The organism is Aeromonas sp. sif2416, from assembly GCF_019218665.1.
GTDB classification, from domain to species: Bacteria; Pseudomonadota; Gammaproteobacteria; order Enterobacterales; family Aeromonadaceae; genus Aeromonas; species Aeromonas encheleia.
Window position 1 is genome coordinate 466,099 of record NZ_JAHUXC010000002.1, and the last position, 20,211, is coordinate 486,309.

Genomic DNA, 20,211 nt, shown 5'->3' on the forward strand with positions numbered 1-20,211 from the left:
TGGCGGGAAAGAGAGAAGGAAAATCAAGATGATGGATGTTGCCGATCTGCGCCGCGAATACACAAGGGGCGGATTGCACCGGGCCGATCTGCCGGCCCTGCCGCTGGAGTTGTTCGAGAAGTGGCTGGCTCAGGCGTGCGAGGCCAAGCTGACCGACCCGACCGCCATGGTGGTGGCGACCGTGGATGCCGAGGGGCAACCCTGGCAGCGCACCGTGCTGCTCAAGCACTACGATGCCCAGGGCATGGTGTTCTACACCAACATGGGCAGCCGCAAGGCGGCGCAGCTGGAAGGCAACCCCCGCATCAGCCTGCACTTCCCCTGGCACACCCTGGACCGCCAGGTGCACGTCACCGGCCGGGTGGAGAAGCTCGGCACCCTGGAGGTGATGAAGTATTTCCACAGCCGTCCCAAGGACAGCCAGATAGCGGCCTGGGTCTCGCAGCAGTCATCACGGATCTCCGCCCGCGGCGTGCTGGAGGCGAAGTTTCTCGAGTTGAAGCAGAAGTTTGCCAAGGGTGAGGTGCCGCTGCCGAGCTTCTGGGGCGGCTACCGGGTGGTCATCGATACGGTGGAATTCTGGCAGGGTGGTGCGCACCGGCTGCACGATCGCTTCTACTACAGCCGGGAAGGAGCTGGCTGGCATATAGAGCGGCTGGCGCCCTGATGAACATAGCCCGGCTCAAGAACTTCACCGAGATAGTGAAGAACAACTTCAACATCTCGGCGACGGCGGAGAAGCTCTACACCTCCCAGCCGACCCTCAGCAAGCAGATGAAGATGCTGGAAGACGAGCTGGGGCTGGCGCTCTTCACCCGCAAGGGCAAGAACCTGATCGGCCTGACCCGGATGGGGGAGCAGGTGATGGAGCTTGCCAAGGGGGTGGTGGCCCAGGTCGATCAGATAGGTCAGCTCTCGGTGCGGGAACAGCTGGCCACCAGCGGCGTGCTGCGCATCGCCACTACCCACACCATGGCGCGCTACAAGCTGCCGGCGGTGATCACCGAGTTCTCCCACCGCTATCCCGAAGTCAGCATCCACCTGCATCAGGGGGCGCCAGCCCAGCTGGCGCAGATGGTGCAGAACGGGGACGTGGAGATGGCCATCGCCACCGAATCCATGCACCTGTTCGACGAGCTGGCCGCCGTGCCCTGCTATCGCTGGGGCCGCAGCGTGGTGGTGCCGCACGGTCACCCGCTGATCGCGTGCCAGCCGCTCGCCATGGCGGACTTGGCCCGTTATCCCCTCATCACCTATGTGTTCGGCTTCACCGGCAACTCCAAGATGGACAAGGCATTCGGCCGTCATGGCCTCAGCCCCCGCATCGTGCTGACGGCCACCGACACCGACATCATCAAGCACTATGTGCGGCTCGGCATGGGGGTGGGGGTGATCGCCACCTCGGCTTTCGACGAGGCGGACAGGGAGAGCCTGGTCAGCCTCAACATCGATCACCTGATCGCCTCCAGCACGGCCCATGTCTGCCTGCGCAGACATGCCCACCTGCGCGACTACATGTACGACTTCATCCACCTCTACGCCCCCCACGTGAGCCGCGAGACGGTGCAGCTGTCGCTCATCAATCAGCCGGCGGCGGGCAACATGGCGACCCTGCCCTGGTTGTGATGTCATGTCCGAGTGGTGACCCATAAAAAAGAGAGGCCATTGGCCTCTCTTTTTTTACATCAGTCAGCAGGTTCAGGCTGCCTTGGTCGCCAGATTGACAAATATCTGGGCCCCGATCAGCAGGCAATCATCGTCCAGGTAGTAGGGGGATTGGCATCCAGGTAGTTGCAGATCCCCCTGGCCTGGCCAGACGCGTGCTGTCGATGGTCAGGCGTTTCGGGTCGCCAGATTGACAAAGATCTGGGCCCCGATCAGCAGGCAGTCATCGTCCAGGTAGTAGGGGTTGGCGTGCAGATAGTTGCAGATCCCCTTGGCCTGGCAGCCGCTGCCGAGGAAGAACATGGCCCCCTTGCGATCCGGCGTGGCGTTGATCATGTAGCTGAAGTCCTCGCTGCCGGTCATGGGCTGGCCCTGACCGTTGATGCCCTCGGCGGGCAGCACGCTGGCGGCGGCCTGTTGCAGGCGCTGGCAGGCCAGGGCATGGTTCTCGACCGCCGGATAGCCGGCATAGACCATGCTGGTCTTGAAGCCGCGCAGCTCGCTCTGGGCGACGATGTCCTTGAAGCTGTTTTTCAGGATCTGGTCGGTCTCCGCATCCATGGCGCGGATGGTGCCACGGGCCTGCACGTGATCGGCGACCGCATTGGGGATGGTGCCGCCGTTGATCATGCCGCAGCCGAACACCGCCGGGCTGAACGGACTGGTGCGCTTGGCGACTATGTAGTCCATGTCCTCTATGATGCGCACCGCCTCGCGGATGGCGTCCAGCCCCTTGTGGGGGGTCGAGCCGTGGGCGGAGATGCCGTGCACCTCCAGGGTCCAGGCCGAGCCCCAGGAGGACATGACCCCCTGGTTGAACTTGATGGTACCTGTCTCCATGGCGCCATCGTTGTGCAGCGCGTAGATCTCGTCCACCCCCTTCATGCAGCCGAGCTCGACCATCTTCTCGGCGCCCGGCACCCGCATGTCCTCCTCGGCCATCTGGAAGATGATGCGCACGTTGTAGCGCAGCCGCTCCCTGTGCTGGGCCAGGAATTTCGCCGTGGTCAGCGCGATCGCCATGTGGGAGTCGTGGCCGCAGTTGTGGGCCATCCCCTCGTGGGTGGACTTGAACGCCACCTCACTCATGTCGTGCATCTCCAGGCCGTCCATGTCGGCGCGAAAGGCGATGGTGGGCAGGCTGGGGTCGACGGCGAGATCGCCGTGGAAACCGGTGAAGCCAGGATAGTCGGTGATCCGGTAGCCGAACTCGCTCATCAGCTCGCGGCAGTAGGCCGAGGTCTTGAACTCGGCGCCCGAGTACTCCGGGATACGGTGCAGGTGGTGGCGCACCTCGTGGCTGAAGTCACGCAGGGCAAGCAGCTCAGGTTCTATTTGGTAGTGGTGCATCAGATGATCCCTTGAATGGAGAAGCCGAGTTGGGCAACCAGCGAGGCGCCGAAGAAACAGCAGGTGGAGACGATCATGAAGATGAGGATCACCTTCCACGACATCTTCTTGAGCTCTTCGAGCTGACCGCCCACGGAGAGGCCGGCGAAGGCCAAGAGCGGCACGCAGCAGGAGAGGAAGGAGATCTTCGCCACCGCGTCGATGAACAGGCCGCGCACCGGGGTTTCCGGCAGGCAGATGAGAATGCCGATGATGGTGGCATAGGCAAAGGCCGGCAGGGAGGAGGGCAGGTAGCGCTTGGCCACCAGGGAGACGAACACCACCAGCGCCATGGCGACGAAGCTGTCACCCATCTCGTACAGGGGCAGGCCAGTGGTCAGGGTCTGGGTAAACATGGCCAGCAGGATCGCCAGGAAGACGAAGCGCATATCCATCACGATGCTTTTCATTGGGCTTCTCCTTTGGAGGACATGGCGAAGATCTTCTCGGCAAGCGGCAGCCCCAGATAGGTGAGGGAGAGCGCGCCCAGGGCGGAGGAGAGCAGGTTGGAGGCGGCGGCTATGCTCAGCACCTGTTGGGCCATCGCCTCGTCGAGGCCGTTGATGAGGGCGCCGGAGGCTGCGCTCAGCATGGAGCCGGAGCCGACCCCGGAGCCGGCGGCCAGGGCCAGCGGGTGCAGACCGGTGAGCGGGGCTATGCTGCCGAGCACGCTGAACCAGAGGGTGCCGATGACGGAGCCGCACAGGTAGATGGCGAGCACGCCTATGTACTCCTGGGAGCCGGTACCGAACTTGCCCTGGATCACCGCGACCGATGGCTCACGGCTGATGGAGGAACAGGCCCCGATGGCGCGGCGACCGAAGCCGAACTTCACCGCCAGCGGGATGGCGATGAGGATGGGCAGCAGGTTGCCGATCTCCTGCAGGAAGAGGGGCACCCCGACGCTCAGGATCAGCTTGAGGTTGGGGATGATCATACCGGCATACTGGGTGCCGAGGATCAGCAGGCTGAAGCCCACCATCTTGCCGCAGAAGCCCTCTTCCCTGGCGGTGAAGAGCTTCCTCCAGCCGGGGATGCGATCCTTGATGGGCTTGGCCGAGATGATCATGCCGATGATGACGGCGAACAGCATGGGCAGAATGGGGATGATGGCGATGCCGATCTTGATCTCTTGTTTCCCTATCAGGTATTGGGCCACGAAGATCAGCAGGGCGGTGGCCAGGGTACTGACCACCACCGTTTTGAGGGGACTGGTTTGCTGCATAGTGTTGTCTCTTGTTATGCGTTGGCTGTCATGACCGGCGCTGGCGGGTGCATGATGGGGGCATGATAGGAAGGGAGGGGGGCCATTAATGTGACGTTCATCAAGCCGGACATATGGCATTTTTTCATGGGGTATGCCGTTTAACCCTGATAAGCACATGGATTAACAGTGCATGATCAGTGAGTTGCACCGCATGAGCGAAAAGGGCGCCTGGGCTGGGCATGGCTGCCGGAGATGGGCATACTGCTGGGTTCGGATCAGGCCGGTGCGCCGGGTCGCTCGAGAGAGGATGGGGGTAGGATGGGGGTAGGATGGAGTTGTTGATCGAGGGGGAGCTCTGGCAACCCCACTGGCGGGCGCCATTGCAGGAGTGGCAGCGACAAGGGCACCGCTGGCAGCTGCTGCTCGGCAAGCGGGCCGAGCGCCAGCCCTGGAGCCTGGCCGCGCCCTGGGCGGACAGCCCACCCGATGGCATCCTCACGGCCAGTGCCTTGCTCGCGAGCTGGCTGGAGGGGGACGGGGCGGCCGTCTATGCCGACCCGAGTCGCCAGATCCTGATCAGCGCCTCCTCCGTCCTGCTGACCCTGGCCAAGGAGAGCGGCCTGCTCACCCTGGGCCCCAGCGGCGCGGATCTGCGACTGAGCGCGGACGACGAGCTGGACGATGTGCTGCAGCGGTTGCTCGCGCGGCGCCTGTGCATCCCCACATTGCATGAGCCATCGTCCGATCCGGCCTCTCGCTTGGTGCTGCGGCCACTGCGGGCCGAGGATGAGGCCGACATAGTACGCTACTGCTCGGATGCGGCGCTCGCCCGTTACACCCTCAATATCCCGCATCCCTATCCTGCGGAGAGTGCCCGCGACTGGCTCGCCCTGAGTGACCGCAAGGGGGCGCTCGGCATGGGCTGGACCTGGGCCCTGACGCTGGATCCAGAGGATGAGCTGGCCCCCCTGCTCGGGGTGATCTCCCTGCACTGGAACGGTGAGCTGGCCTGGTGGGTGGGCGTGCCCTGGCAAAACCGCGGGCTGGCCACCCGGGCGGCGCGGCTGGTCAGGGACTTTGCCTTCGAGCAGCGGCAGTTGCCGGCCCTGACCGCCCGCCACATGCCGGCCAACCTGGCCTCGGGTCGGGTGATGGCCAAGCTCGGCATGCACTATTGCGGGCTACGGCCGGGGACGGATCGCTACCCCTGCGAGCTGAGTCACTGGCGGCTGAATCGCGCCCCCCGGTTGCCCGACGACATTCGGGCGAAATTGGCGCCCTGGCTCGCGGACAGGCGCGTGGTTGTGGCCATACTGCATGGGGCCTGGGCCAGGGGGGAAGCGGGCGGCGCGCTGGAGCTGGCCCTCTTCACGAATGATCCGCGCGCGGGCGGCGAGCCTCTGTGGCAGGATGGTATTGAGCTGGTGGCCCGCCGTCACCCTCTCTCCTGGCTGGAGGGGGACCAGCTGGCGCGAGGCTCCCATCTGGGTGGGGTGTTGCTCAAGGATCGGGGGGAGCTGGGGCTCGCCTATCTGCATCGGCTTATCCGCGCGCAGATCGGTGGGAGCGGGAGCCTCCCCATATGATGCGGGAGTGGCGGTTTTGCACCGTTCGGTCCCCTCGCTAATCGTTTTCCTGAGTCCGTCCTCCCATTTTCGGACAAAGCCATTCAAAGTGGCCGCCGCTTCTGTGAAATAATGGGTGTCCTGCCGTACGAGGAGTAACGCTGTATGCTGAGAACCGAGCGCCCCGGTGACATGTTGCCGGTCTATGAGCTGGTGAGCGCCGCCTTTGGCCGTAGCGACGAGGCCGAACTGGTCAATCGCCTGCGCGAGTGTGGCGCCGCCGTGGTGACCATGGTCGAAGAGGAAGAGTATGAGTTCATGGGGCACCTGATGCTGAGCCCGATCACCATTAACGGTCAGGAAGGTCCCTGGCTCGGGCTTGCGCCGGTTGCCGTGCACCCGGACTGGCAGGGACAGGGCATAGGTTCGGATCTGGTGCGAGAGGGGCTCGATACGGCGCTCGAGATGGACTGGAAGGCGGTGGTGGTGCTCGGTGACCCGACCTATTACGGCCGTTTCGGCTTCCGGCCGGCCAGCGACTTCGGCCTGCGCTGCATCTACGAGGTGCCCGCCGACTGCTTCATGGCGATGGAGCTGCAGCCAGGTGGCCTCGCCGGCATGGAGGGCGAGGTGCTCTATCATCCCCTGTTTGATGAGGAACCGGTGGAATAACCGACGCATTCGACCTGAAAAAGGACCCGTAAAGGGTCCTTTTTCATCTTGTTCGGGGGCGCTGGTGCCGGCTCACTGGGCCAGGGATTTCAGCTGCTGCTTGTTGGGCGGACAGTTCCAGTCGATGGGGCCGTGGGTGAAGCGGTATTGCAGCCTGGGCAGGTTGATCTCCAGCCACTCCTCCCTGAAATAGTCATAGCCCAGATCCCAGTCCGGATCATTGGCCCAGCCGGTCTGCAAAAAATGGAGCCGGGTGCCCTGACCCTCCGGCACGAAGCGCAGGCTGACCAGGGTCTTCTGTTGGCGGATATGGGGAAACTGGGAAGGGAAATTCCAGCTGAAGCTGAGCAGATCATGGGGCATCACCGCCATCACCCGGCAGCCTTCGCTGCCACGCTCGCCCAGGGGCGCATCCGGTCTGAAATAGATCTCGAACGGGCCATTCGGTTCCGGGACCATCAGGCATTCCGGGGCCAGGAAACTGCGCAGGCCACTCTCGGTCGTCCAGGCCCGCCAGACGTCGTCGATGTGAGCCGGCACCAGGATGCTGCCTTCAATCTGCTTGTTATCCATAAGTCGGTAAACCTCAAATCAGTCATGGATGGAACTCAGGCAGTATAGCCCCTCAGGCGATAAAATAGGCAGCCCTGCATCACACCATCTATGTTCGAGTGGGTCCATTCCCGCCATTTGACATGGCGGCGAGATCCATCGAGAGTGGGCATCTGTGCTCAAGGAAATTAAGGAAGCCTTCATGATCAGAATGATGCGAGACACGGATGCCCCCCTGCTGGCACAGCTGTTCCTCAAGGGGCGGCGCCAGGCCTTTCACTGGGTCGAGCCCTCCCTGTTCCTGCTGAGTGACTTTGCCGAACAGACCCGGGGTGAGCAGATCTGGGTGGCCGAGCAAGGGGGCGCCCCCTGCGGCTTCATCTCCATCTGGGGCGAAGAGAGCTTCGTGCATCACCTCTACGTGGTGGCCGACTGGCACGGACAGGGCCTGGGGCGCGCCTTGCTGGCGCAGGGGTTGGCCGGGCATGCCAAGCCGGCGTCCCTCAAGGTGGCCAGCCGCAACACCACGGCGCTGGCGTTTTATCACCGCCTCGGCTGGCAGAATACGGACGAGACGGGCGACTGCGACATCACCGGGCCCTGGCGCCGGCTGGTGTTGTCAGCCGACGATTAGTCGCCGTAGCGTCTGCCACGGGTTCGCAGAAAAAAGGCCACTTCGCATGAAGTGGCCTTTTTCATTTATTTACCTTCGATCTGACGGTTTCCATTACCTGGACTCAAGGCTAGCGGCGCTAGGTGGCATCGTGCCAACCATCACCGGTAGTGAGGTGAACGCACCCGCGCCCACCTCGCCCCGGGGTCTCCCGCCTTACTGCTTCTGCAAGTCGCTGGGTTTCCACGCCTTGTCGAAGAAGGCCTTGGTCGGGCCGTACAGCCGCAGGATCACGAAGAAGCCTTTGCCGGGCAGGGTGCGGATCCAGTTCTTGCCCTCACCCGGCGAGTTCGGGCCGAAATACACATCGGTCGAGCCATCGGCATTGACCAGTGGCTTGTCCATGGCATTCAGGGAGGGGAATGGCTGGCCGTTGTCCAGGCCCGAGGCCGTGATCGAGTCATACGCGGTCACCGACCAGAACAGCGCCGCCGGAATGCCCTTGGGCAGATTGACCCTGTAGCTGTTGCTGCCCGAGAGGAACTCGCCCTTGTCATCGACGAAGGTGGCCGGGTACTTGGCCCCGACATTCTCCATGTTCGCCGCCATGCCGGGACTGGCCGAGTAGGCATTGGTGAAGAAGCCGGTGCGCGGATCTATGTAGTTGAAGGTGTCGGCGGTGAAGGTGGCGTTGCCGGGGAACACGTTCAGCCACTTGCGATCCGGGTACCAGGTGCCATTGGTCTCGATGGTTTGCGGGGTGTAGGAAATGGCGTGGCCGATCTTGCTGGCGGTTTTCGCCGCCTTGTCCAGCAGGTCGCGGGTGGCCGTATCCGGCTGGAATGGCTTGCCCTTGACGATGCCGAGCGCGGCGAGCATGCCACGCATCTCCATGTCCTGCGGGTCGACGTATTCGTGGTCGATGAAGCGCGACAGCATGTCGAACGCGCGGCCATCTGTGGGGTAGAGCATGTTGACCGGGACGTTAGAGGCGTTCGGGAACACCATCGCCTTGGCCGTGGCGGCCTTGCCGAGGGGGTAGATGCGGGTCTGCTCCATGACCTTGACCGGCCCCTCTAGCTGCTTCGGATCCTTGAAGAAGCCGCGCCAGAACACAAACACGCCGTAGGTGCGGGAACGGAAGGTCAGGTAGCCTGAGGGCACCTCGCCCTCGTAGTCTGGCGGCAGCACCAGATACTGGGCGCCCTTGCCTCCGTCCGGCCCGGGCAAGCCGACATCGCCGCACCATTGGCGGCCGTCAATCATGCCTTCCGAGCAGATCGGGCGCTGGAAGAAGTCATCGAGGATGCCCTGCAATCCAGGCGGCACCTCGATCACCATGGGGCCCTCCTTCTTCAGATCCAGATAGCCCATGGCATAGATCACGTCGGAGTTCGGGGTGGTCACCAGCGTCTTGGCGTTGAGCCTGTCCTTCCAGATAGGCAACACGTTGTAGCCGGCGCCGAACGCGTTCTCCGAGCCTTCCTTCATGGCGTACATGTTCAGTGCCGGCAGGGCCCAGATGTAAGACTGCACGGCGCGCTGGAACAGCAATTCGTTCTTGAGCTGAGCCACGCCTTCCTGGGTGGGATAACCCCCGGCGAACGGCAGGTTGGCCAGCTGTTCATAGCGGGTGGCGGCCTGGGCGGCGACGCTGGCCGAGATGCCAAGGGCCAGCGCGATGAGTGTCTTCCCTACGGTGTTCATGCTTGAGGTCCTTTTCATCAGTTGGCTTTCACCACGGGTGGCGGGGTCCATTGACCGTCGAGCGCCTCGGCCTGGGGCCAGTAGGCACGAATGTAGAGCGAGAAGTCGGCGCCCTTGGGGGCAGGCAACCAGTTGCTCTCCTTGTCCTTGCCCGGCGATGTGCTCTGCACATAGATCGTCAGCGAGCCGTCGGCATTGGCTTTCAGGGATTTGTTCTTGGTGCCGATGGAGTAGCGCTTGAGATCATTGGGCGCGAAGAAATGCTGTGCGTTGTAGAGCGTCAGCGACCAGAAGCCTTGCACCGGGGGCAGCTTGCCCTTCGCGAAGGTCACGCTGTAGCCGTGCTGGCCATTGAGACGGGTGCCCGCCTTGTCCAGATCCTGGTAGAAGTACTTGGTCTCTTTCTGCTGGTTGACGAAGATGTTCGAACGCGCCACTGCGGTACGGCTGAAATAATCGGTGCCGAACGCCGCGCCGTTGCTGATGGTGCTCCAGTGATGGGGTAGCTGCAGGCCATAGTTGCGGAACTGCAGCAGGGGGTCTATCACCTCGCTGTCGGCTCTCTTCGCCTCATCGATCATCGCCGCCTTGAGCCTGGGGTCGGCCTTGGCGATGGCCGCCAGGGCGGCCATCTGTGCGTAACGGGCCTCCTCCCCGGGCAAGGGCTTGGCGTCCTTGAGCAGGGCCGGCAGCTCGTCGAAGAACTTCTCCGGCATCACCCACTTGGTTTCACCGTTGCCTGCGGCGGCCTGGGCCGGGAATTTCGGCAGCTTGGCCCAGTCACGGCTCTTGACCTTGCCGTCGTACTTGGACAGCGGGTACATGTCGATGCCGGCCAGCGCCGGCTGTATGGCCTTGCGGTCGGCGTCGGAGTCGTCCTGGAACACCCGGGGGATCACGAAACCTGTGTTGGTGCGCGCGCGGAACACCTTGGTGATGCCGGCCGGCACCTTGCCTTGCCAGTCCGGGCCCACCAGCAGGTAGAAGCCCGGTTTTGTGTCATACATCTTGCCGAGTTCGGCGAAACTGTCGGAGCGCAGGTCCACCACCTGATACACCCAGAAGCGGCTGCCGAAATCCGGCACTTGCAGCACCACAGGCTCGAGGTCCAGGGCGATGCTGCCGGCGCCGTACACCACATCCTGGTTCGGGCAGGCCACCAGCCGTTCGGCCGGATCTATGTAGTCACTGAGCAGGGATAGCTGATTGATCGGGGCCACTGGGACTATACCGCCCATCAAGCCAGGCTCGGGCAGGTCTTTGAAGGCCTGGCGCCGATTGAAGATATTGGCCATTGGCCAGCCCCAGAAGTACGCCTCGCGGGCCATCATCCGCACGTAGGCCTCGGTCACCTTGGTATCAGCCACGGGCCCGGTCACAGGCCCGGCGGTGGCGGCTTCGGCGGCGTAGCCAGGCGTGGCCCACAAGGCCGTGGTCGTGAGCGTGGTCAGGAGGGTTAGCGCGAAGAGGGACTGGCGATGGGGCAATCGATTCATAAAGCATCCTTTCTTGATGGTGGTCACCGATGCAGGTTGGCTACCCTGTTGCTACGGACGGCTGTAATAAAATTGTTAACATCTGAGCCTGACTTGCAACTCTACGACGCATTCCTGGGTTGTGAAAGCATTCAATGTAATCAAACAGGTCTGTATCAGCCTCATCCAGTGTACGCCCTGTACAGCGAGCCGTACGCTCTCGCTTGAGTATCCACAAAGCCTTGGCCGGCCGCGTGGTGTCGTGGCATGACAGTGGAGGCAATCACAGCGAGTCGGCCGCTGAGCGGTAAGCGAGATGATGGGATAGGGGGCAGTGAGCTTATGCGGCTGGCACAAGGTGCGCGGTGGGAGGAGAGAGTGAAGATGATGAAGGGCGGGCGTTCCAGAATGGCGGTTTCAGCGTGGTCTGTTCCAAGGTGAGCCTCTCGACAGGTTGTTGGGCCCGGACCTGAAAAAACGGCCCACCAAAGGGCGGGCCGAATGCACACTACGGAGTGGAACCTGTTGTGTCTATCAGGCGGACTGGGTCGCCAGTTCGGCGGCGCGCAGTTCGCGTTTGATGCGGCGGATCTTGCGCTCCTCGGCCACGGCCACGCAGGCCATCAGCACCAGGCAGGCGGCGGCGGCCATGTCCAGAGCGGCGAAGGTGCCGGTCCAGCCGGTCAGGCCGAAGATGGGGGTGCCATCGGCGATCATGCCAAGACCCAGCTTGGCGAAGCTGTCACCGATGAGATAGGCGAAGGTGCCCTTGACGCCATCGGCCACGCTGATGCCCTGTTTCGGTACGAAGCCCACGGCGGCGACGCCGATCAGCAGCTGCGGACCGAACACCAGGAAGCCCAGGGTGAACAGGGAGCCCAGGAACATGAACTGGGTGGTGGCGTGCTGGTAGAGACCCAGGGTCGCGATGATCAGCGCCAGTGCCACGCAGGCCACCAGACCGCGGCGACCGTTCGCCAGATCGGAGAGATAACCCCACATCAGGGTACCGACCAGGGCGCCCACTTCGAAGAAGGTGAAGCCCTGGATGGCGACTTCCTTGGAGAAGCCGAGCTCCTGGTGGGCGTAGACGGTGGACCACTGGTCGATGCCGATGCGCACCACATAGAGGAAGATGTTGGCAAAGCAGAGCAGCCAGATCACCTTGTTCATCAGCACGTACTTCACGAAGATCTGACCCTTGGTCAGCTTCTGCTCCTCGGTGGCGATATCTTCTTCGCTGGCCACCTCGTCAAACAGCTCCTCCACCTTGCCCAGACCATAGGCTTCCGGCGAGTCGCTGCCGAAACGCAGGCCGACGAAGCCGACGATGAGGGCGATGATGGACGGGAAGATAAACATGCCGAGCACGTTGCCATCGAACAGGTAGTTGGCACCGAACAGCGCCACACCGGCCGCACCGGCGCCGCCCACGTTGTGGGAGAGGTTCCACATGCCGAGGTAGGTGCCGCGCTTGTTGCGGGGAGTCCACTTGGTGATGGTGGAGTAGCTGCAGGAGCCGCCACAGCTCTGGAAGAAGCCGCTCAGCGCATAGAAGAAGATCATGAAGTAGAGGCTGAACCCGGTGCCCCCCATGCTGGCACTGAAGCCGAGCATGCAGAGGGCGGAGAGGATCAGCATCAGCGGCAGGAACTGCTTGGTGTTCTTGCCGTCGGCATAGTAGGAGACGACCGTCTTGCCCACCCCGTAGGTGATGGAGAAGCCAAGGCCTATCATGCCGAGCTCGGTCATGGAGAGACCGTACTCCTGGATCATGTCATTCTGCGCAATGTTGAAGTTCTTGCGGATCAGATACATGGTCAGATAGCCAATGAATACAACCAGATAGGATTGCATAAAGGGCTTGAACCAGAGTTTGCGCCGGGCTGCGACCGGCAAGTCCAGGGTCGGGACCCGCACCTGCTTGAGAAAATCCAACATATTCATCCTCTGCGAGATAGTCGGTGTTTCCGCCGCGCCCCTCATTTGTGTATTGAAATAATTCAATCTGTTATGGGAGGTCGCGCCACGGAAAGGACAACAGGGAAGGCGCGGACTGTGCGCTTCGCCGCCCTGTCGATTGAACCCATGCCAAGCCCTGCGCCAGTGCGAGGGGCGGGTTACTACATCAGGTGAGCCGACTGTAATGAGGCGCGGCGCGGATGGCGTGAGAGCCATCCCTAGTGGGCTTAAGAAAATTTCCTAGTTTGGCGGCGGTTGACCATGAAGTGTGAAGGGGATCACGCCATCGCCGCTCTGGTGGTGACGGTTTTGGCGGTCGGGAGCATGTAAGTGCGGGGGTTCAGGGGGGCGGGGATGCAATGAAAGAGGCCACCTTGCGGTGGCCTCTTGGTTTACTCGGGGACGTCACTGAGGGCGTGACGCCCTGACTCAGGCGGCCTTGGCCAGCTGCACTTCGTCTGTCTTCTTCACCCGCAGTTTCTTGAGGGCGACGGCGGTGACGCCGGTGACGATGGCGCCGCAGATCATGCAGAGCAGCGCCAGCAGCGGCTTGTTGACGGCGCCGAGCAGGGCAACGATGGGGCCACCGTGGGCCACGCTGTTGGTGATGCCAAACAGGAAGGCCATCACGGCGGCGGTCATGCTGCCCAGTATGTTGGCCGGAATGACGGCGAGCGGGTCACGGGCGGCGAATGGGATGGCGCCTTCGGAGATCCCCACCAGGCCCATGGCACCGGCGGCCTTGCCCGCCTCGATTTCGGAGGCATCGAAGATCCCCAGCTTGCGACCGAGCACTGTGGCCAGCGACATGCCGAGCGGTGCGGCCGGGATGGCACAGGCCATGGCGCCCATGAACTGGGTCTGGCCGGAGGCTATCATGCCGACCGAGAACAGGAAGGCCACCTTGTTGACCGGGCCACCCATGTCAAAGCCCGCCATACCGCCGAGCACTATGCCCAGCAGCACCAGGCTGCCACCGCTCATGGAGAGCAGCATGGCGTTGAGGCCTGTCATCATGTCGGCGATGGGGGCACCGATGATGAAGATGAAGACGGCGGCGATAAACAGGGAACCGACGATGGGGGCGATCAGGATCGGCACCAGCGGCTGCACCATCTTGTGGTAGTGACGGGTGGCGATCCAGCGCACCAGATAACCGACCAGGAGGCCAGCGATGATGGCACCGATGAAGCCGGTACCGGCGTCGGCGCCGTAGAAGCTGCCGTTGTTGGCGATCCAGCCACCGATAAAGCCCGGGGCCAGGGCGGGGCGATCACCGATGGCGTAGGCGATATAACCGGCCAGGATGGGGATCATCAGGGTGAAGGCGGCCACGCCGACGTTGAGGATCTGGTTCCACATGCTGCCTGCCGGGATCTGCATGCCGCTCGGGGTCGGGTCGCCACCGATGGCGAGCGCCAGGGCGATCAGCAAACCACCCGTGACGACAAACGGGATCATGTGGGAGACGCCGTTCATCAGGTAGCGATAGAGATCCGCGCTGCCGCCCGCACTCTGCTCTTCCCCTTTCTTATCCTCCTTGTCGGCCACATAGGCGGGGGCCTTCAGGGCCTGTTCGATCAGCCCCTTGCCATCCTTGATGGGAGCCTTGACCCCGGTCTTGATCAGCGGCTTGCCGTTGAAGCGGGCCATGTCCACCTGCTTGTCACAGGCCACCACGATGGCGCTGGCGCGGGCTATCTCGGCCGCGGTCGGGCTGTTCTTGACGCCGATGGAGCCATTGGTCTCCACCTTCACCTCGTACCCCAGCTCCTTGGCGGCGCGCTCCAGTGACTCGGCAGCCAGATAGGTGTGGGCTATGCCGGCCGGGCAGCCGGTGACGCCGATGATGAAGCCCTTGTCGGGGGCGGGGGCGGCCTGCTCCTCCTTGCGCTCAAGCAGCAGGGCCAGCGCCTCGGCGGAGGTCTTGGCGGCCAGCAACTTGGCGATGAAACCCTCTTCGATCAGCTTGGCGGAGAGCTCGGCCAGCACCTCGATATGGTGATTGGCACCGCCGGCCGGGGAGGCAATCATGAAGAACAGTCGGGACGGCTTGCCATCCTCGGCGCCGTAATCGATACCGGCGCGGCTGATGCCGATGGCCACCGCAGGGGTGCTCACCGCCGCGCTCTTGGCGTGGGGCAGGGCAACGCCCTCCTCGAAGCCGGTGTTGTCCAGCTCTTCCCGGGCCCACAGGTCCTTGATGAACTGCTGCTCGTCGCTGACCTTGCCCTGGGCGACCAGCAGGCGGGCCATCTCGCTGAAGACCTCTTCCTTGCGCGTCGCTTTTAAATCGAGATTGATCAGATGTTCGTTGATCAGTGTGGTGATCATGGCGCTCTCCCGCTCCTTGATGAAGCCTGTTGGCATGCCGACGCCCGTTGACGGGTCGGGGCATGCGGACAAAATTGACACTCATATTATGGCGGCACGGTGTCAACCGCCCTATCGGACAAATATGCGAATCACTGGATTTTTGTGCGGTAAAATCCCGAGTGTGAGCAGGATCTCAAAGTGATAGATTGAGCGTGAGGCGTATGCGTTTCGTATTTTTATGCATTAAATCATTAGGTTAGTCGCTGTTTTTTTGTGGTTGGATAGATGTGGCCTTACCAGTGGGAGCTGGAGAGAGAAGCCTCTTCTGTAAATTTGTGAGATGAAAGGAGTCGGCAGGCTGTGAGCCAGCGCACATAAATGACGACCATCAGGGGAGGATAGGGGAGAGCAAGCTGGAGAAAAGTCGCAGGCCATCGAGGGGATAGCCATATGGATGGCGGGTTAAAAGTAGCTGGGCGGCACACCCGCATAGTGTGGGTGTCTGAGAGAGAAGAACATGCAATCACCACTCTGGATGCGCTGATACCCCAACTTCTCGTAGTAGTGATGGTCGATATCCGCATGCAGAAAAGTGGCGATGGCCTCTGGAGCGTTCAGGAGCTTTTCTGTCACGCCGCGCAGCAGCTGGGAGCCAAAACCCTTTCCTCTCATCGCCGGATCCGTTGCCAGGGAGCCGATACCAAAACAACCCTGGCCGAGGCCAAATAGGTCGCTATAGACGATAAGGGAAGAGACCGGCTTTTCATCGACAACCAATACATACCAAACACCGGACTGGTATTTCTTGCTGCTTTGACAACCAGCAAGATATTCATCTCGAGACAGACCCTCACCCCAAACATCGAAACCCATAAGATAGATAGTATCCAGTTCATGATGGCTGGCTTTTCTTATTTGCATCTTCTCTTAATCCGTTTGTGAGAATTGTGGTGCAATGCGCTGTACTTGTTGTTCCCTGTGATGTTCTATGATTGTGTGATAATCCCTTTTCTTGTTACCCGCGAATCCCTCCATTGAGCCCCACTTTCTTTCGCTTGTTTATATGGCGATGAATGAGTCACGCCATTCTAGTATAAATAGAGGTGCAGAGAATAATAACGAGGTAGCAGCGACCGGCCTCTGACGAGAACAACCAAATATGGGAGTTATGCTAGATAAATGCAGAGAGTAGGTCGATAGGCGCCGTAATGGTCAGATCGGGTTTAAACTGACGATAAAACTATTTTCAGGTTTTTTAGTTTATTCGTGTAGGTTCATTTTAATATCGATTCGTTATGTTAATAGTTATTGTGTTGATATTTGTGAAGCTCTAAAGATGGGAGCTCATCGGCCTGGTGTTTCACGGTAAAGTTGTGCTTAGCTCGGTCAGCACCAATCTACGCAGTCTGTAAGTCGGCGCTGAGATTGTGAATAAAAATATGTGGATTTATCCCTCTCTCGTTGCTTCAACAAGAGAAAGCCAGCTAACCAGTGGCCCTTTTCTCGAGGCGTAACGAATTTGAATCCAGTCATCTTTTTGAGCTAGAATCTCTACCTTGTCATTACGAATAAGGTAGGCTTTTGTTTTCGATTTTTTTTCAGGAGAAAAGTAGAGAAAAACCTTCTCGGCTTTGATTGACCATATGAATTTCTTTCCATCAAAATCAATCGCAACCTTGTCCAGTTGCTCTCCATTTTGATTGAATGTGATCTCGTAAAGAGGGAAAGTATCTATTTCTGAATTTTGAATCTGATATTCTGTTGTTTTATATAGCCAGAGCTCACCCTGATCGTTGTATCTATATAAGTCGTAATACCAGACAGGACCTGACCGGCAGGTACTGAATAGTGTGAGGGTCTTGGGCTGAACATCTAAGTTATAAAACTCACCACAAGCTGATATAGGCTTAGTTGGATTGGCTATCTTTATTTTCTTAAACTCTTTACTTTTATAATCATAAATAAAAATGTAGTAGATATTGTTTACCATTCCGAGAGCGTTGTAGATGGAAATATCTTGGTAACCATCAAAATTATAATCTTTGATGGTGAAACCTGACTCCAGCTCATCATCAACACAGGCCAATGGTTTTTTATTTCCCTCATCTTCATGCCAATAATAACACTCTTTTTCTTTAACAATACTAACTTGCTTGCCATCAACCAGGGGTAGTGTTTTTAATGTTTTTGCATAAACAGGAAAGAAAAATAAGAACAATATAATAGAAATAAAAACGTGCATCTTGGTAACTCATATTTAAAAAGGTTTGAAGAATAGAAAGTCACGACAGCTATCTCAGTATCGTGTTATTGATCCTGAACCATTTTTATAAGCTCAAGTTTACCATTGTTGATGAGGTAAAATTTAGTGAAGGATATGAACGATTTTCCATCATTACTCTCTTGTACTTCGGTTGTTGTGAGTAGACGACTATCAATATTTGCAGTTCCAATCCATTCACCCACACGAATATCATCGCCGCTAATCGTGTCCTGTACATTATAAGCACTGAATGTTGTCTCAAGTACCTTACCGGTGCGCTTGTTTAAAAGTACTTCATAATAGCAACCGGAGGAACCACATCCCCAGCCAGTCCTGACATATTCCCCAGCATAAAATGGATCTTGTGACAAGGCTGCTGTAAGTCTGGTGCGAAATGTCTTAGCCAATTCCGAATCAAGCGACAGTTTTGCCGGTTTACCTTTATAAATAGGTGGTGCAGGATAGTCCTCGGAGTGAGGTTGTGTGATCAAGTTCTGCGTTTGAGCAACATTGGTGTTTATTTCGTTTCCTAGCGAAAAATAGCTGTATCCCGACAATATCAGAAAGCATGTAGTGATTAATGTTTTGTTCATTAAGAGAGTCTCATTTTGTATATTATTACTTATGTACCTGCGATGCAGTTAATATGTGAGAAATGGATTTAACTTCGTTCAGAACCAACGCAAATAATTTATGTATTGGGCTTGAGAAGCCCAATACACGAGACTGGCAAGAGTCGTAGGTTCGATTAGCGCAGCGTAATCGGACTTTCGCGAAGACATATTCAAGACCTTCACCTTTTATCAGACTAAGCTACCGCCCCTGGATCTCAGCCTCCAACTTGCTGCTTTTCATCTGCGATTGACCTGAAATGGCGTAATAGATCCGTGTCATGGATGCGACTCCACAAAGGCATTGGTAGCCAAGTGGAACATCTTAATCAAAGCGGTGCGGTAGCAACACAGGGAACCGATAAAAACCGGCTCGGGATCAACAAATGGCTTGTTCAGGGGGGCGGCCAGCGCGGAATTGGCGGGGCTGACTCGAGTTACCGCAGAGGCGCCAGCCGCTCAGCGATCCGGCGCTAGGAACAGGGCTCAATACTCGAGAAATTTCTCGCCGCAGCGCTCGCAGATAAGGTGGCGCACATGGGTGGTCTGATAGGCCAGGGTCGAGCCGAATGCCCAGTTGGTGAGGGTGCTGGTGCGAAAGGCTTGCCAGAAGGCCTTGCGCGGGTCTTTGGGCATGATGTCCTGACTGTGGTCGCGGGCGACCAGCACCACTATATGGCGGGTGCGCTCACCGCACTTGTCGCAGCGATGGATTTCGCTCTGCTCCTGCTGTTCACTCTGTTTTTGCTGTTCACGCTGGGCTGTCACAATGCGCTGGCTCCTGTTCTGGATGGTGCGCCCATCATATTCCTCTCCACTTGGCTCTCATACTCCCCATACGGAGTTCTGCAATCGGGAGCGGGCTCACTTTTTATCTGCCGGGGGAAAGGGCGGCAAGTTTCCCTGATTGAAATCAGTATCATCTGTCGGGGCAAGGGGCGTCACTGGCTAAAGCCTGCCGCATCACGCCGCGCCAGCGCCCGCTCCACGTAGAGATAGCCGATGCCCATCACCTGCTGGGCGCGGTTGAGCTCGCCGAAGCGCAGCTGGGTCGCATTGACCGCATCGCTGCAATCGAAGGGGTTGGCGCCGGTCTGGCTGATGATGGTCTGCAGCCAGGGCTCGCCGAAGTCGCAGCTGCGGCCATACAGGTAGATGCGGTTGATGTTGAGGATATTGAGAAAGTTGTAGAGGCTCAGGCCAATGGCGCGGGCCCCTTCGTCCACCAGGGCGCGGATCATGGCATCCCCCTGATGGTAGAGCGCGAGCAACTGGGCCGTGTCGAGCTCCCCGCCCGCCGGCGCCGGGTTGTCGGCGCTGGCTTGCTGCTTGAGAAAGACCCTCGCCCGTTTCTTGATGGCAAACAGCGAGGCGACCGTCTCCAGGCAGCCGTAGCGGCCACAGGCACAGGCGCTGCCATCCGGGTTGATGATGGTGTGACCTATCTGGCCGCTGCCAAACAGGGCGCCCCGGTAGATCTGGCCGTTGATGATGAAGGCGGAGCCGATGCCGTAGTCGACGTTGATGACGCAAAAATCCCCGCTACTCTCCCGGCCCTGCCACTTCTGGGCCAGCGCCAGCATGATGCAGTCGTTGTCCACCATCACCTCGCAGCCGAGGCGCTCCTCCAGCAGGTACTTGAGCTCGACCGGCGCGTGCCAGGGGGCCTGCGGCATGGTCTGGGAGACCCCGGTGGCCGGGTTGACCTGGCCGTGCACCGCCAGCGCCAGCCGGATCGTCAGGCCCTTGTGACGGCGCTTGTGCTGGTAGTAGTGCGCCTCGATCAGGCGCAGCAGCTCATCCGGGGTCTGCGGCGCTATCTTCTGGCCACTGAACTCATCCAGCGGGGTGATCAGGTTGTCCACCAGTATGCTCTCCAGGCTGGTGGGGCTGATGTTGAGGCAGAGGATGGCCCCCTTGCCGCTGGCGATGCGGTAGCTGCCGCCGTTGATGCCACGCAGGGAGAGGTTCTGCTCGCTGTGGCTGATGGCGCCATCGGCCACCAGCTCGTCGAGGATCTTGCTGACCGCCGGGATGGAGAGCTCGCAGTGGCGGGCCAGGGTGGACTTGCTCGCCTCCTTGAGCTGGTAGAGCAGCGCCAGCAACACCTGTTTGTTGTGGTGGCGGACTTTCTGGTTGTTCAGGCCGACGATCATCTGTTCACTAAACTCCGCTTACTGTATTGCGTGATCTTTAAGCAAAAATCGCTGTAAT

18 protein-coding genes and 1 pseudogene are annotated in these 20,211 nt (G+C 59.7%); 5 read left to right on the plus strand and 14 right to left on the minus strand.

The window, feature by feature from the left end:
• The first annotated feature begins 28 nt into the window (after positions 1–28).
• Complete coding sequence (gene pdxH, locus KW821_RS05535; RefSeq protein WP_042652571.1) at positions 29–667, plus strand: pyridoxamine 5'-phosphate oxidase; 639 nt, start codon at positions 29–31, stop codon at positions 665–667.
• Entirely contained in the window at positions 667–1,626 is a 960-nt protein-coding gene (locus KW821_RS05540) for a LysR substrate-binding domain-containing protein (protein WP_218290703.1), read from the plus strand. Before pdxH ends, KW821_RS05540 begins: the two co-directional genes overlap by 1 nt.
• Positions 1,627–1,833: 207 nt before the next feature.
• On the opposite strand, the gene KW821_RS05545 is transcribed toward KW821_RS05540, so the two are convergent.
• From KW821_RS05545 to KW821_RS05555, 3 genes are read right to left on the minus strand one after another with little or no spacing between them, the layout of a single operon-like run.
• Positions 1,834–3,015, minus strand: a complete 1,182-nt coding sequence (locus tag KW821_RS05545) for a M20 family metallopeptidase (protein WP_218290704.1) — start codon at positions 3,013–3,015, stop codon at positions 1,834–1,836.
• Positions 3,015–3,464, minus strand: a complete 450-nt coding sequence (locus KW821_RS05550; RefSeq protein WP_042652568.1) for a hypothetical protein — start codon at positions 3,462–3,464, stop codon at positions 3,015–3,017. Before KW821_RS05550 ends, KW821_RS05545 begins: the two co-directional genes overlap by 1 nt.
• Positions 3,461–4,279, minus strand: coding sequence for a DUF3100 domain-containing protein (locus KW821_RS05555; RefSeq protein WP_218290705.1), 819 nt, complete (start codon positions 4,277–4,279; stop codon positions 3,461–3,463). Before KW821_RS05555 ends, KW821_RS05550 begins: the two co-directional genes overlap by 4 nt.
• Positions 4,280–4,590: 311 nt before the next feature.
• On the opposite strand from KW821_RS05555, the gene KW821_RS05560 reads away from it, so the two are divergent.
• Positions 4,591–5,847, plus strand: a complete 1,257-nt coding sequence (locus tag KW821_RS05560; RefSeq protein ID WP_218290706.1) for a GNAT family N-acetyltransferase — start codon at positions 4,591–4,593, stop codon at positions 5,845–5,847.
• A 144-nt stretch (positions 5,848–5,991) separates the two neighbouring features.
• Positions 5,992–6,498, plus strand: coding sequence for a GNAT family N-acetyltransferase (locus tag KW821_RS05565; protein ID WP_042652566.1), 507 nt, complete (start codon positions 5,992–5,994; stop codon positions 6,496–6,498).
• A gap of 72 nt (positions 6,499–6,570) precedes the next feature.
• On the opposite strand, the gene KW821_RS05570 is transcribed toward KW821_RS05565, so the two are convergent.
• On the minus strand, positions 6,571–7,071 hold the full coding sequence (locus tag KW821_RS05570) for an SRPBCC domain-containing protein (RefSeq protein WP_042652565.1): 501 nt from the start codon (positions 7,069–7,071) through the stop codon (positions 6,571–6,573).
• Between the two features lie 181 nt (positions 7,072–7,252).
• On the opposite strand from KW821_RS05570, the gene KW821_RS05575 reads away from it, so the two are divergent.
• Positions 7,253–7,684, plus strand: a complete 432-nt coding sequence (locus KW821_RS05575) for a GNAT family N-acetyltransferase (protein WP_042652564.1) — start codon at positions 7,253–7,255, stop codon at positions 7,682–7,684.
• A gap of 195 nt (positions 7,685–7,879) precedes the next feature.
• On the opposite strand, the gene KW821_RS05580 is transcribed toward KW821_RS05575, so the two are convergent.
• The 10 genes and pseudogenes from KW821_RS05580 to KW821_RS05620 form a co-directional block, all read right to left on the minus strand.
• Positions 7,880–9,370, minus strand: coding sequence for a DUF1254 domain-containing protein (locus KW821_RS05580; protein WP_218290707.1), 1,491 nt, complete (start codon positions 9,368–9,370; stop codon positions 7,880–7,882).
• 17 nt (positions 9,371–9,387) lie between these two features.
• Positions 9,388–10,866 carry a DUF1254 domain-containing protein gene (locus tag KW821_RS05585; RefSeq protein WP_218290708.1) on the minus strand — a complete coding sequence of 493 codons (1,479 nt, stop codon included), beginning with the start codon at positions 10,864–10,866 and terminating at the stop codon, positions 9,388–9,390.
• A 40-nt stretch (positions 10,867–10,906) separates the two neighbouring features.
• A pseudogene (locus tag KW821_RS21665) lies at positions 10,907–11,077 on the minus strand (IS3 family transposase); the annotation flags it as partial.
• Between the two features lie 302 nt (positions 11,078–11,379).
• The gene (uhpT, locus tag KW821_RS05590; protein WP_218290709.1) at positions 11,380–12,786 is read right to left on the minus strand and encodes a hexose-6-phosphate:phosphate antiporter; all 1,407 of its coding nucleotides are present in this window, start codon (positions 12,784–12,786) and stop codon (positions 11,380–11,382) included.
• Between the two features lie 450 nt (positions 12,787–13,236).
• Entirely contained in the window at positions 13,237–15,141 is a 1,905-nt protein-coding gene (locus tag KW821_RS05595) for a fructose-specific PTS transporter subunit EIIC (RefSeq protein WP_218290710.1), read from the minus strand.
• A gap of 444 nt (positions 15,142–15,585) precedes the next feature.
• Positions 15,586–16,044, minus strand: a complete 459-nt coding sequence (locus KW821_RS05600) for a GNAT family N-acetyltransferase (protein WP_218290711.1) — start codon at positions 16,042–16,044, stop codon at positions 15,586–15,588.
• A 526-nt stretch (positions 16,045–16,570) separates the two neighbouring features.
• Entirely contained in the window at positions 16,571–17,365 is a 795-nt protein-coding gene (locus KW821_RS05605) for a hypothetical protein (protein WP_218290712.1), read from the minus strand.
• 65 nt (positions 17,366–17,430) lie between these two features.
• A complete protein-coding gene (locus tag KW821_RS05610; RefSeq protein WP_218290713.1) occupies positions 17,431–17,979 on the minus strand; it encodes a hypothetical protein in 549 nt (182 codons plus the stop codon).
• 504 nt (positions 17,980–18,483) lie between these two features.
• A complete protein-coding gene (locus tag KW821_RS05615; RefSeq protein ID WP_218290714.1) occupies positions 18,484–18,765 on the minus strand; it encodes a hypothetical protein in 282 nt (93 codons plus the stop codon).
• A gap of 173 nt (positions 18,766–18,938) precedes the next feature.
• A complete protein-coding gene (locus KW821_RS05620) occupies positions 18,939–20,153 on the minus strand; it encodes an ROK family transcriptional regulator (protein ID WP_256353329.1) in 1,215 nt (404 codons plus the stop codon).
• Positions 20,154–20,211 lie beyond the last annotated feature (58 nt).

Bases quoted from the DNA above. Each gene is read 5' to 3' on its own strand.
- pdxH (WP_042652571.1), top strand. From the start codon at position 29: ATGATGGATGTTGCCGATCTGCGCCGCGAATACACAAGGGGCGGATTG.
- KW821_RS05540 (WP_218290703.1), top strand. From the start codon at position 667: ATGAACATAGCCCGGCTCAAGAACTTCACCGAGATAGTGAAGAACAAC.
- KW821_RS05545 (WP_218290704.1), bottom strand. From the start codon at position 3,015: ATGCACCACTACCAAATAGAACCTGAGCTGCTTGCCCTGCGTGACTTC.
- KW821_RS05550 (WP_042652568.1), bottom strand. From the start codon at position 3,464: ATGAAAAGCATCGTGATGGATATGCGCTTCGTCTTCCTGGCGATCCTG.
- KW821_RS05555 (WP_218290705.1), bottom strand. From the start codon at position 4,279: ATGCAGCAAACCAGTCCCCTCAAAACGGTGGTGGTCAGTACCCTGGCC.
- KW821_RS05560 (WP_218290706.1), top strand. From the start codon at position 4,591: ATGGAGTTGTTGATCGAGGGGGAGCTCTGGCAACCCCACTGGCGGGCG.
- KW821_RS05565 (WP_042652566.1), top strand. From the start codon at position 5,992: ATGCTGAGAACCGAGCGCCCCGGTGACATGTTGCCGGTCTATGAGCTG.
- KW821_RS05570 (WP_042652565.1), bottom strand. From the start codon at position 7,071: ATGGATAACAAGCAGATTGAAGGCAGCATCCTGGTGCCGGCTCACATC.
- KW821_RS05575 (WP_042652564.1), top strand. From the start codon at position 7,253: ATGATCAGAATGATGCGAGACACGGATGCCCCCCTGCTGGCACAGCTG.
- KW821_RS05580 (WP_218290707.1), bottom strand. From the start codon at position 9,370: ATGAACACCGTAGGGAAGACACTCATCGCGCTGGCCCTTGGCATCTCG.
- KW821_RS05585 (WP_218290708.1), bottom strand. From the start codon at position 10,866: ATGAATCGATTGCCCCATCGCCAGTCCCTCTTCGCGCTAACCCTCCTG.
- uhpT (WP_218290709.1), bottom strand. From the start codon at position 12,786: ATGTTGGATTTTCTCAAGCAGGTGCGGGTCCCGACCCTGGACTTGCCG.
- KW821_RS05595 (WP_218290710.1), bottom strand. From the start codon at position 15,141: ATGATCACCACACTGATCAACGAACATCTGATCAATCTCGATTTAAAA.
- KW821_RS05600 (WP_218290711.1), bottom strand. From the start codon at position 16,044: ATGCAAATAAGAAAAGCCAGCCATCATGAACTGGATACTATCTATCTT.
- KW821_RS05605 (WP_218290712.1), bottom strand. From the start codon at position 17,365: ATGCACGTTTTTATTTCTATTATATTGTTCTTATTTTTCTTTCCTGTT.
- KW821_RS05610 (WP_218290713.1), bottom strand. From the start codon at position 17,979: ATGAACAAAACATTAATCACTACATGCTTTCTGATATTGTCGGGATAC.
- KW821_RS05620 (WP_256353329.1), bottom strand. From the start codon at position 20,153: ATGATCGTCGGCCTGAACAACCAGAAAGTCCGCCACCACAACAAACAG.